Origin of the sequence: Ahrensia sp. R2A130 (genome assembly GCF_000179775.1) — a bacterium.
Classification (GTDB): Bacteria; Pseudomonadota; Alphaproteobacteria; order Rhizobiales; family Rhizobiaceae; genus Pseudahrensia.
On sequence record NZ_AEEB01000059.1, the window covers coordinates 1 to 12831 of the forward strand.

The window sequence follows — 12831 nt, forward strand, 5'->3', positions numbered from 1 at the left end:
ATGTCCGCGCTGTTCGGCTATCAGCCTGAACTCGATCTGGCGGGCAATGACACGATCTACGGTGCGATCCGCTATGACGACCAACGGCGACCGCTGTCGGAGATCATCCGCCCGACCTATTTTGACGGGCTGGACCTCGTGCCGGGCAATCTGGAGTTGCAGGAGTTTGAACACACCACGCCGCGCATGTTGGCCACCCGCAAAAAAGGCAGCGACGACGTGTTGTTCTTCGCCCGCGTGCAGCAGGCGATCGCTTCGGTTTCGGACAATTACGATGTGGTGGTGCTGGATTGCCCTCCACAGCTTGGCTTCCTCACCCTTGGCGCGCTTTGTGCGGCCACCTCGGTGCTGGTGACGATCCATCCGCAAATGTTGGACGTGGCATCCATGAGCCAGTTTCTGTTCATGACCGCTGATCTGCTGGCCGTTGTGCGCGAAGCCGGTGGCACTCTGGATTTCGATTTTCTGCGTTATCTTGTGACGCGCTACGAACCAGCCGACGGGCCGCAAACGCAAATCGCCGGTTTCCTGCGCGCGCAATTCGGTGACCGTGTGCTGACCAATGCCATGGTGAAATCGACCGCCATATCGGATGCGGGTCTGTCCAAGCAGACGCTCTATGAAGTGGGTCGCGAGAACTTTTCACGCAACACCTATGACCGTGCCATGGAGGCTTTGACAGCTGTCAACGAGGAGATTGAAACCTTGATCCGCGACAGCTGGGGCAGGGGTGCCGTTACCAAAACATCGGGAGGGCAGGGGTGATGTTGCGTGCGCACAGAATTGACAGCTGTCAAATCTCTCCCCGCTTCGGCTGGGTGGCACAGGTTGGTGCGATGATGATTCTATTTGATGTTACGGGAGACGCCCGATGAGTCGTAAACCTACAGACCGCCGCGATGCGCTGAAGGCCATGTTTGCCGGTGAGAGTGATGGGACAGAGCCGCAAGCGGAAACTAAAGCCCCCACGCGTGCCGGCGCGGTCAAGGCAATGGGCCTGCAACTGGGGTCGCTGGAACGTAAACTGGACGATGCGGCGGGGCAGGGGGAGCGCATCGTTGAGCTCGATCCTGACCTGATCGACAGCGCTTTCGTCGCCGACCGGCTGGCAGGCACCGAACCGGGTGATGATGGGTTTGCCGAGCTGGTGGAATCCATCCGTGATGGCGGCCAGCAGGTGCCGGTTCTGGTGCGGCCAAACCCGGACGAAAAGAAACGTTTTCAGGCAGCCTATGGCCATCGCCGCATCGCGGCCTGTCGTGAAGCGGGCATTGCCGTGAAAGCGATCATTCGCGATCTGTCGGACGGTGAGCTGGTGTTGGCGCAGGGACGTGAAAATGCGCTGCGCCGCGATTTGTCCTTCATCGAGAAAGCACGCTTTGCCGCCCAACTTGTCACCATGGATTTTTCCCGCGCCGATATTCAACGCGCGCTGGCGCTTCACGCAGCAGACATGACGCGGATGCTGGCGGTCGCTTCCTCGGTGCCCGCATGGGCGGCCACAGCAATCGGCCCCGCACCCAAAGCGGGCCGCGCCCGCTGGCAGCAATTGGCCAAGGCGCTGGACACGGCACCGGCACGGGCCAAAGCGCGCAAAATTATCACCAGCGGACCGTTCAAAGGCGAGGGGAGCGACGCCCGTTTCGCCCGCGTGTTGGACGCCGTCACAGTTACAAATAAGCCCGACGCCGAGACGCTGAAGAACGCTGCGGGCAGGGGGGTCGCCACGATCTCCGGCTCACCGGCGCGCCCCACCATCACCATAGACAGCAAGGCTGCCCCCGCCTTGCTCGACGCCATCCGGAACCTGATTGCCAACCATAAAGATTAGGCGATTGGCTTCGGTAACTTTCGATTAACCATAAGGAGACGGACAGACCCGCAATAGAAAAAGGCCTCCCAAAACGCGCACGTTCCGGAAAGCCCCTTTCGTCTGTAGCAAGGCAAGGTGAATCAATTTCCGACTCCGCTGTCAAGGGCACGTTAGTGCCCTCGCCACTGCGTCTGACGCTTATGTGTCGTTCGTGGCTGGAGACTTGCACGCAAATTTTTGGGTGTTTGTCAGCGTCGAGTAACCGCTGAACCCTTTCGGCTGCGGTGCCGGTAAAACGCTATGGAACATTCTCGTCACACGACGACACCCTTTCGCTCGCCCTTTGATGGCGCATTGTTTGCAGCCCAAGCGAGGCTGAAAGAGCAACAGAAAGCAGAGCAGGGGAACAATGAGCGTGGCTCTTTCGACAAGTGGCAATTGCTGCGGGCGCTGACACAGGCGCGGATTGCATTTGCATTGTCCGACCGCACGATCACCGTGCTGGAGGCGCTGCTGTCGTTTCACCCGTCCAAACAGCTGGATGGCTCACAGCCGATTATCGTGTTTCCCTCCAACGCTGAACTCGGTTTGAGAACGCGGGGCATGGCACCAGCGACCCTGCGCCGTCATATCGCTACGCTGGTCCATACAGGCCTCGTAACGCGCCGTGACAGCCCCAACGGCAAACGCTACGCCGCCCGCGATACGGACGGACAGATCGCGGAGGCTTACGGCTTCGATCTCGCCCCGCTGGCGCTTGCGGCCACCGATATTCATGAAGCTGCCGAACAGGCAGAACGTGCCGCGCGCGCCCTGCGGCGCATGCGGGCGACCATCACCTGCCACCTGCGGGACATCCGCAATATCGTCGATGCCGGCCTGTCGGAACGTGAGGACCAGACGGACACATGGTCAGCCCTTGCTGATGATCTGGGCGGGCTCTCCGGCCGCTTGCCGCGCAACGCGACGTTGGAGGAGTTGGAACCCCGCCGCGAAGGCCTCGCCCGTCTCCACGTTTTCGTCGAACGCGCCTGGTTGGACGGCTGTAACAGCGCGGATCTTGATGCTCATGCAGAGAAACAAAACAAAGAAGTGAGCGCCAATGACGTCATTATCGAGCGCCACATTCAGAATTCAAAAGCAGAACCCAATCTGATTAAGAGCCAAGAGAAGGCGCAGAAGCGTGAGACCGAGCAGCATAGTGAAAACAGCTCCGGTCGAAGCACTGCAATTGATGAAATGGCCTGTAAAGATTGGAAACCTGAAGCGTCATATGCGCCGGAGGTAAAGTCGCTGAACGCCGACCCACGGAGAAATGAAACCGGGGGTGATGGGGAAGGGGGCCGCCGCGATTCCGGACCTGCTCAATCAACCGAACGCGCAGACGGGTCTGTCGATGTTGGGCCGGAACGGTTGACGCGCCTCGCTACGCCGGGCCTTGCTTCCGTGCTGTCCACCTGCCCGCAGATCATCGCCTATGGTGGGGGCAATATCAGAAACTGGCAGGACATGATGGCCGCTGCCGACCTGGTCCGCACGATGCTCGGTGTCTCACCATCAGCGTGGAAGCGGGCCGTCTCGATCATGGGTCAAATGGCGGCTGCAACCGTGATCGCGGCGATGCTCGAACGTGCCGAGGAGATCAAATCTCCCGGTGGCTACCTGCGCGCACTCACCGGTCGCGCAGAAGCCGGACAGTTCACGCTAGCCCCGATGTTGAAGGCGTTGGGGGCATGACAATATAGCTCTCGCCGAATTCCTGAAGTAGCGAGAACAATCTCATGGATATAGTGCGCCGTGATGAATTAAGCAGCTCGTTGCTTGACGAAAATTCCGATTTGCGTTCTGTTTAACTATCTTGGGAGGGATGAAGACGGAGCAGGGGCGTGCTCACGTTTGAGCCCGGCATACGGGCTGGATTGGCATGACGAAGAATACTGGCGTCGGTAACGATGGTGCGACTGATAAACCCGACCCGAAACTTGTTGCCGAGAACGATGCTCAAAGGGCTGCACGTGAACTTCGGCGTTGGCCTTACACCCTCACGGGTATCGATGAAACACTCGATACCGGTCTGATCGGTGCGCGCGGTCGTCAAATTCTTTATCAGGCGCTGAGCAATAACAATCTGGTGGCCTTCGTAGGCTCCGGTGTGCCGATGGCCTACGGGCGCTTGTCGTGGAACGGCTGGCAGGATCAGCAACTTGGCCGCATTGATCATCAAGCAACGCAGTTCGGTAAATGTGCCGACGCGCTGATCGCGTGGCTCGAGTGTTTTCTCGATTGTACGCTATGGCTGCAATCGGAGTTGCAGAAAGTTTCTGCAAAAAAAGACATTCGAGGCGGGTGGTCCGCGCTGGACCCCGATCCACTGATGACGATAAACGCGCGCGTTTCCGTGTTGCAGCATCGGCGCGATCTCTTAGACATCCGTAAACGAGAAATTGCCGGGCTGCAGGTGACTTTCAAGCATATGCGCGACGAGTCGGATGGATTCGGCGGTGAGTTACCCCCCGTACGCTTTCAAGTGGCTCAGCAGCTTCACGATCTATTGCGTCAGAGCTCCGATCTGCTGGATTTAAAAAAACGCGACGGGTTCATGTGGATGAGCCTGAAGGAGAATTTTCTTAAGCTGAAAGAGGATGATGGTTCGGACCGGGAAGCTGTCACGAAGAACTGGAAAGACGATCGGGCGAAGAGTGGGGCCTCACACCTTATGTACGATCGTGGTCCATTTGCTCCACCAGTGAATGTGAGAAAAGGTTGGCGACAGAAAAACCGGGATCTGGTTGTTCAGCTGATAAACCTATTGGACGAGGTGAGTAAGCTGGGGTCAGCAGACCTTCTTGAAACTAAAGCTATGTTGTGGGCGGACTTGGCGTTTACCTATGCCAAAATGCGACATCGATATGTAAAGCTGTCAGGCCAGCCGCAGTCACAACTGCCATTTGCAGATGTTGCAAAGATGCTGCTTGTCGACGAAGCGCCTCATGCGGCTCGCATCCTGAGGGACGGCCTTGCTTACGGAACAGACAAAGGTAGGGGCAAGCTGAATACGGCGTCGGACTCTAAAGAGTACCGGATTCAAAAAATTCTCCTGGACCGTGATCCGACCTTCGATGAGAAGGCATTGCGTCGGGATTTTCTGCTTATGCGCGATCAGGAGCGCGGTGGAACCAAGCGGTTTTCACTGCTCGGGCATTTCAAGTCTGAGGTGGTGAAAGATCTGGCTGCAGCCAGCGATGAGGCTGTGAACGGACTGCCGGAGCAGAGCAGGGCCCGTTGGCGTTTACTCATGGAAGCAGCTGGAGACGCGGTTACCCGCGAAAACCATGATGAAGGCGGTACCGTGCCACCGCGCCAATTCGTGTCGCCGGTCCATCGCTATGTCGTTGGAGCAATCTACTGCCTGTATGAAAACCCCTATGAGGCCTTGGGCAAGGACGATGGAGGCGACAAGGGTCTTAAAAAAGTGGAAGAAGAAGGTTCGTTGCTGAGCCCCTTACGTCACCATGAAGAGGTTAAGGCCGATGACTTTCAGTCGAGGCTTTCTCTCGTGGAACCGGAACTCGACCCGCTGCGAAAGCTGGCTTTGCCGCTTGGCATCAACCGTTATCTGACGCTCAACTATGACTTCGAAATCGAACGGCTTTTTGAAGATCGTGCATATTCGGGGCTCGGGGAACCGGAATTGATCGATGGCGAGGCTGGAAAGCTGTTGCCACGTGAAGCCTCCCGTAGTGACGGGTTGGGCGGTCGTGTGGTTGACCGGGCTTTCGAGCGGGAGCGTGCTGACGAGTTGATCGGTTTCGCACTGGACACAGAAACGGCTGATGCCAGCGTGTTCCATCTGCATGGACAGGCGACGTTGGAGGGTAAGCTGGTCGTCACCGAACGCGATTACATGAACATGTATCTGCGCGAGGATGCCGACACCGATACAGTCAATGAATCCATCCGAACCGCGTTTTCATCCGGACCTATGCTGTTTCTCGGTCTGGGCATGCAAGAGGCCGATATCCTACGGCCGTTCCGCCAGTTTATGAGCAACGATGCGCGGGCAAGGGCGCGCCACAACGTGGCGATGCTGGCAGCCACCGGCAGCCGTTCAAAGCGGGCCTCGCGGGCCGGCACACTGTTTTTGCGCTACGGCGTTCATGCCGTGGATTTCGGTGACGCCACGGTTGAGATGGGGCAGGAAGTTAAAAATCCCGACGAAACAAAAAAGGGTTTCGTGGCAGAATTTGACTGGCTGCACCGCTTCGCCACGTTGCAAAGAACGTTGAAAGACGACGCAGATATGCGCAGCACGGTGCTGGTGAAAATGCTGGAATACCACGACGGTGATACCGCTGAAGACGATAAAAAGAAGGCGGAGAAAGCCGTTGCGGATGTCATATCCCGCTTCGAAGATCCAGCTGGTAACCCGTTCTTTCTGGAGGGGGATCCAATCGGGAAACTTTTGGCGTTGGATGCTGCGCTAGGCGTTCACACAGGTGTATTAGAGCGTTCGCCGGTCAAAGATGAAGGTGGTCAACTTAAGTCCGCTGGTGTCGAAGAATCAAATGAGCGCTCCGCATTGGCGCTTCTGTTTGGACTCGACCGTAAGCCTTTATTTCGTGAAGTGGACGATGAAACACGTAAGAAAAAGGCAAAAAAACTGCTCGAACTCATCAATGAATGCGGCTCTATCGCAAAAATCCGCTTTGAAGGTGACATGGCCCAAGGTGAGAGCCGGAAGGGGCGCGGCTCGCAATTTGGTAACCGCCCGTTGCGTTTTGAGCGAGCGGCTATGGCAACACTGGTTAAGATGTACCTCTACGATGATTTTTGGTCCTGTCTGAAAACCACATGCGGTCTGGGTGAGGATGCGGTCATCGACCCAAAGGTGTTTTTGACAGAATTTATCAAGAGCATTGAATGCTTTAACGGTTCGTTTCGAAATGAAATTCGAACTTTGCTCCGCTCATCGATCCGTGACCTGCGGGCGCGCGGAATTATGTTCGACGGTGCGTTGAATGCGGCGTTGACATCGGCCCAGACCGAGACGCTGGACGCGCTGCATGATGACTGGCGGTTATGGCAGGAGCGTTGGGCGCTAAGCCCGCCGCACCGGGTGGCCAATTTCGCCCGTGAATCGCCCCCGGTTGCAGATGTCATTGCGATGATGCATGGCGTCGACAGGGTGCTGGTGCCCACCAGCTACCTGCGCCACGACGTTGAAAACATCATCACTTCCTTTCCTGGACGAGTCGAGATTCACGACTGGAAGCCGGTGCCTCTGCCTGAAACAGGTGACCCCTCCAGGCCGACTGGAGTGCGGGCCTTTGACCATTTTTTGCTCGCACTGCAGAACCGCACGAGGATCGATGCTTCAACGTCATACAATGCCAAGAAGGCTCAGAATAAACACGGCACGGACTCGGAAGAGGGAGAGGGAGAAAAAATTCCCGCCCTGCAGAATGGCCGACGCTATCATCTCGTGGCGGCCAACCGTGGCATCGGCAAGGGCTCGTTTCTTGCCGCCTTCTATGCCCGCATCGGGCTGGGACAATATATTGCAAGCTCGTGGTCGGAAGCTACTGATACGCCACCCACCTATCTCAGCGCACTTTTCGCCAATCTGAGTTTCTCATCAGAAGTGGCATCGAACTACGATTCCATCATTCAGGCTCTGAGCGAGCACTGTGCGGTGCTGGAATGGATTTTCGATAAGTGCGCAGAAGGCGATTCAAATGACATCCCGCAGCTTTTTGCTGTTGCCATAGCTGCACGACAGTCACGGCAACACATCGATGTCCGCAAAGACAATGACTTCAATGAACTCCAGAAATTTTATTATCTTGAAGCCTTCAAGCGCAATTGTCAGTCGCTGAACGATCAGCTCGACATCCAAACAGAAGGCACGATTGGTAGATATCTGCACAACATGCTCAAGCCGCTTCCGCGCATTGAGCGGTTGCGCGCAGTGCTGAATCGTATTGAGCACTACGCCGGTAAGATCGCCGAAGAAGAGGTAGAAGGCGTTCAGGTTCCACCGCCGCGTTTCATCCTTACCATCAATGCAGCCGAGCTTTTGTTCCACCGCACCAAGGGCGGCGGCAGCGGATTTGTGAAGAACCGCGAAATCTACCAGTTTCTTGAACTGCTCACGGGACGTGGTGTCCGTGGTGTACCCTTCGATCTGGTGATCATCGCCAATGAGGCCTATCTGGGCGAACCTCTGATCGCGCGCCAACGCGATGAAAACGAAGATAGTGGCAGCGATCCGGCTGCTTTGCGCGACCCCAACCCGCTGACATTCGTGCCCATGGTGCGCGAGAATATTTCGTTGAGCGGGATTACGAATGTGCGCCGCCGCGAGGTGGGATCACGCATCGATCTTGCAAAGTTGACCGAAGCAGGGCCGTTACCGGACCGTATGGGCAACATGGTCAATGGTTCACAGGCCCATGGTGCGGTCGATGTGGAGATCGACCCGGGTAACATCAACAGCGAACACTACCCCATCACGACACAGGACACATGCAACGTCCATTTTGCCCGCATGATGTCGCCTGAAAATTTTCTGATCGATAATTTCCCTGTCCTCGCCTGCCTGCTGTTCATCAAATATGCGACCCATCCCAAGCAGGGCACCCGTTCCCAGCAAGAGTATGAGAAAGCTAAAAAAGCCGCTGCCGAAGTTAAGAAGAAGATCGAAGAAACCAGTCGGGATACCTGGCCCGTTCTGAGCGAAAACCGGACGTTTAACAGCGCTGACCGGAAATCGAACGAGTTCGTTCTCAACATCAACGACAAGACGTTTAAAAGCCTTGTTGAAGCAATCAAACCGGCCTTCACGGAACTACACCGTACAGAGCTCGGTCTTCACGAAATCGGAACTTCCCGTCACCGCGATGCCTTGCGGGATGCTCTGCGCGAGCGGTATCGTGAGGACCGCCAGTCGCTGCGCGAATGGCAGCAGATCCGCAACAAACTCAGCGGCAACCGGTTCTGCATGACCATCATTTTGGCGGCGGCTGAATGGACTGCCATTGCAGGTGCGGAAAGCGCTTCCTTCGATGCGGATAATGACAAGCCTTGGCAGGACACGCAGATGCTGGCCGCTGCAAACAGTGCAGAAGACTTCATCCGCTCCACTGCAGATGCTGTGGGCGCCACAGGACTGGACCGTCGCGAAGGCGTGGTGCTGCACCATGTGCTTGATGCCTATGAGCCTTTGCACCGGGTCGGTGTTCCCGCCGTTGATATGCGGTTGCACCATATCCTGCTGCGCCATCTGGCTGTTATCGGCACGCCGACCAGCGTCGATGTGCTGGTGCGTGCGCCGCAGATGCGGAAATATTTCGACACGCTTCCCTCGCCACCGGTATTGCCGCGCAGCCTGTTGATCCTGCAGGCGCTCGACGCATTGGTTCGCCGTGGTCTTGTCTTCCAAATCGCCCCGCATCCGCGACTAAAACGGTTGGACAAGATGCTGAAGCAGCCGAAAACCGGCGAAGAAAAACTTCATAAAGCGCATTTCGGTAACCGCGAGCCCGACAATGAAGCCCGCTACGCTTTGCACCGGCTGGTGCAACTTCACGTGATGCGCAAGCTGGGTGCCGAACCCTACGAGTTTGGCGAACTTAACCCGTTTGCGCCGTCGCTGTTCGCCTCCATGCCGGCCGAACTGCCGCGTCTCAACTACGAAGGCTATAGTTTTCTCAATGAGCTGGTGTCCAGCTTAAGCCAGTACCCCGACACATCTTTGAAAGACCCGGCTAGCGGTCGCTGGGTGTTCGATAAGGCACCGACCGCGACACGGGTGCAGGCCTTGCGGGCAGCTTTGTCGATTGTTCGTTCGTCTTTTTCAGTCGCTGTGGTGTCGCGCTTCGATGATTACGTGAGTGGTCCCGGCGGTCATGATCGCAAACCGCCACGCGGATTTTTTGAGACCCACCGGATCCAGCTCCGCTGGATCATTCGTAAAGCGTGGGAGTTGCTTCAATGGGTGGATTCGCCAGAGTTCGATCTTCGCGATTACCGGCCGGACAGCATCAATGGCTATAAACAGATCAACGCCTGTTACCGCGACGAGATCGTCTGGCTTTACAATGAGTGCGGCTTGATCTGCCTCACGCAGGGCAACTTGCGCGATGCGGCTGCCCTGTTGCGGCAGGCGATTTCCATGAATGCCGATATCGAGGTTGGCGATCAGGGCGGACCGCAGCACAACCGCATTTCGCTCAATCTGGCGATTACGCTGATCGACCGTGGCCGACTGCGATCCGCTGACCGCCGCTTGACGGATATTATCGATTCCGAGGTCCGCAGCGGCCATGGCGACAGCCGTGTGGCAGCGATTGCCACGGGGTATCGCGGGCTAGTTTATCATATGAGGGGCGGTTTTGACGACGCCACCATTCTGTACAAAGAGGCGCTGAAACGCCTGCGCGTGTTCAACGACAGCCGCGCATGTTCCATCTTCTCCCGCCATCAATCCGATCTTCACCGCCTGCGTCGTGACTATTCGAAAGCAGCGCGGCTGATACAGGATTCAGTAGGTTTTGCCGAAACCGGTGGCCACGAGGATATGGTGCACAGGTCACGGCTGGCGCAGATCAAACTTGAACGGGAACGGGCGAAAGAGAACACCGACGGCCCGCCGCCGCTGGGAGACGCTTTCGACCGGATTTCCAAAATCGAAGACTATGCCGAGATTATGGAAATGCCGACACTGGCATGTGAGTGCCTGCTCATCCGTGCTGAACTGCTGCTCGACCAGGGCGAGACCGTGCTTGCGGGCAGCCTTTCGGCGCAGGCCATGGCGTTGGCGCGCAGTAACGATATGGGGCTCCGGCTGAACATCGCCATGAGTGTGCATGCCCGCGTTCTTATCAAGCGCGGCAAGCTTCGCGCTGCGGCGCGGCAGTTGCAACAGTCCAGCGCTCTGGCCAAGCGAAGTGACAACCAGTTAGCCATTTCGCGCGCCGAAAGCCTGCTCAACGAGATCGGAGAAATTTCGCCTTAGTGTTCTGACGTCGGCATGAACCCGTTACCGCGTATGTTTATGCGGAAGTTGCATAACTTTCATTATGGAACTTGATTGGACTTTGAGACGAAACAAAAACCAGACGGTGCCGCTAGAGGTGACATATCTGATAGCGCAATCTGCTAGAATATTTTGAATGATGCCACGAAAGGAAGGTGGTCTGAAACTTTGTCCCGGAACTTCTCCCGGCCCATGTCCAGCGTCCAGTGCATCGGGAAAAGCCGCAGCGATCCGCGCACGTAATCGTTCGAGAATTTGCGAGACACGGCAAAACCGTCCAACAGGTTTGCTCGGCCTTTTTTTAGAATGTGGGAAAAGCGGTCCTGCAAATCCCAACAGGATACGAAGTCCATGACATCGTCGCCGCCAAGATGGTAAAAATTGCTGACATCCTGACCGGGTATCATGTTGAAGTCGCCCATCAGTGCGATCATATCACGGCGGTAGCCGTCTTCACCTTGCAGATTGGTGATCCAATCACCGATCACCTTGCATTGAGTGTCGCGCATCTGTTGCTGTTTCGCCGGGCGCCCGGATTTTAGGTGAACGCCGATCACGGTAGCGTCGAATTTCTTTCCAATTTCCACATCGACCGCAAAGGCTTGGCGGCCACCTCTATACTCGCCTTGGGAGTCTGGTAAAAACCGTGCGTTGGAGACGTCGATACCGGGTTTGTGCAGGTAACCGATATGAAGGTGGCTGTCTGGTTGCTGCTTTATGGTAACATTGTACGTGATCCCATAGTCCTTCATTCGACTGGCCAGCCACGTGATGTGCGATATGGGCGAAACTTCCACCAGCGTCACGAAATCCGCGTCCAGCAAAGCAAGACCTTTCGCCTGGTTCTCTGCTTTCTCGCTGGCTTCCCCGATGCCCCGACCGGGATCGAGAGGGGTGTTGCCGGCCAAATTCCATACAGCAAACCGTACTAATGAATGGTCGAAATTCGTCATAATGAAGTTTCCTCTCAATCATATCGATGTTTTTGTAGTGTTTAGAAAATATTGTTCAGTAATTATGGTAATTTGACGAAATCTTCGAATGGATGTTTTGGCGTTTTGCGTCATACAGCCGCCTGCATGGATGCCACTTCGTCCCGCACGGATATGAAAAAGGCCTTGGCCAGACCGGCGAATTGTTTGTGTGGCAGGGTGCGGTTTTGCAAGCGCCTGATGCCGTGATTGGCCTGGCGCATGTTGAGGGTTTTGGCCTCCTCATTGGTTGCTTCCAGCCAGCCGTTCACGCCTTCGATAATCTCTTCGCGGTCGAGGATCATTTCCATCAACATGATGCGACGCTCCTCCTCCAGCCACCTGCGGTTGAGGCCGAGAATGGTCCGCGTTGCTTCCCCCGCAGCGCTGCCGTTTTTCGCGCGCACAAGCGAAGCACCATTGTGAAGAACCCAGTCCAGATGTTCGTCAGGGTCCATATCGACCGGGTTGATGATAAGCGGCTTCTCGGTGTTGTGATCTTCCTCAGGACTGATCACCCATTTATTGTCGGCGGTGGGAAAGGCGTTGAGCTTGCCCGCCCTGCTGTGCTGCGGATCCATCAGAAAGGCTTCCAGCTCTTCGACCGTGACCAAATGGTCAGGTATGATGATGTGTTTTGCCCTGATCTGGTTGCAATGGGCGCAGGACAGAACGAGATTTTCCCACACCATGGCGAGCCACCAATAACCCTCGTGCCTGAAGCCATGTTCACCGGCTTCGGTGACGCCCTTTTTAGGACGGTAATGTTCGATGTCAGTGTCGTTCGTGCTGGCCACCTTGCCTTCACAATAGGCGCATTTTCCGTGAAACATCTCTTCCAGCGCATTGCGCACCGGCTTGCCTGAATAGGCGTTGAAATCGTCGCTCTTCAGCTTTTGGCCATCGACCAGTTTCTGTTTCAGTTTTGCCAGTTCCTTCGGACCAGCAGCCGTCGGATCATTCGGGTCCAGCGCAGCTGGACAGGCGGTGCGTTTGACGGAAATCACCGC

The 12831-nt window shown here is 56.3% G+C and carries 6 protein-coding genes; 4 read left to right on the forward strand and 2 right to left on the reverse strand.

Annotation, left to right across the window (positions count from 1 at the left end; genetic code table 11):
* The 4 genes from repA to R2A130_RS17170 all read left to right on the forward strand — a co-directional run.
* Positions 1 to 765 (forward strand): plasmid partitioning protein RepA (gene repA / locus R2A130_RS17155; RefSeq protein WP_009465475.1); only part of this gene is annotated, 765 nt, incomplete at its 5' end.
* Between the two features lie 106 nt (positions 766 to 871).
* Positions 872 to 1831, forward strand: coding sequence for a plasmid partitioning protein RepB (gene repB, locus R2A130_RS17160; protein ID WP_009465476.1), 960 nt, complete (start codon positions 872 to 874; stop codon positions 1829 to 1831).
* A 282-nt stretch (positions 1832 to 2113) separates the two neighbouring features.
* Positions 2114 to 3550 carry a plasmid replication protein RepC gene (gene repC, locus R2A130_RS17165; RefSeq protein ID WP_009465477.1) on the forward strand — a complete coding sequence of 479 codons (1437 nt, stop codon included), beginning with the start codon at positions 2114 to 2116 and terminating at the stop codon, positions 3548 to 3550.
* Between the two features lie 187 nt (positions 3551 to 3737).
* On the forward strand, positions 3738 to 10829 hold the full coding sequence (locus R2A130_RS17170) for an SIR2 family protein (RefSeq protein ID WP_009465478.1): 7092 nt from the start codon (positions 3738 to 3740) through the stop codon (positions 10827 to 10829).
* A 143-nt stretch (positions 10830 to 10972) separates the two neighbouring features.
* On the opposite strand, the gene R2A130_RS17175 is transcribed toward R2A130_RS17170, so the two are convergent.
* Both R2A130_RS17175 and R2A130_RS17890 read right to left on the reverse strand, forming a co-directional pair.
* Positions 10973 to 11803 (reverse strand): GMP synthase, encoded by an 831-nt coding sequence (locus R2A130_RS17175; RefSeq protein ID WP_009465479.1) that lies wholly within the window; start codon positions 11801 to 11803, stop codon positions 10973 to 10975.
* Between the two features lie 110 nt (positions 11804 to 11913).
* The gene (locus R2A130_RS17890) at positions 11914 to 12828 is read right to left on the reverse strand and encodes an HNH endonuclease (protein WP_009465480.1); all 915 of its coding nucleotides are present in this window, start codon (positions 12826 to 12828) and stop codon (positions 11914 to 11916) included.
* Positions 12829 to 12831 lie beyond the last annotated feature (3 nt).

Coding starts and splice junctions, on each gene's coding strand:
- R2A130_RS17170 (WP_009465478.1), top strand. CDS start 3,738: ATGACGAAGAATACTGGCGTCGGTAACGATGGTGCGACTGATAAACCC.
- repB (WP_009465476.1), top strand. CDS start 872: ATGAGTCGTAAACCTACAGACCGCCGCGATGCGCTGAAGGCCATGTTT.
- R2A130_RS17175 (WP_009465479.1), bottom strand. CDS start 11,803: ATGACGAATTTCGACCATTCATTAGTACGGTTTGCTGTATGGAATTTG.
- repC (WP_009465477.1), top strand. CDS start 2,114: ATGGAACATTCTCGTCACACGACGACACCCTTTCGCTCGCCCTTTGAT.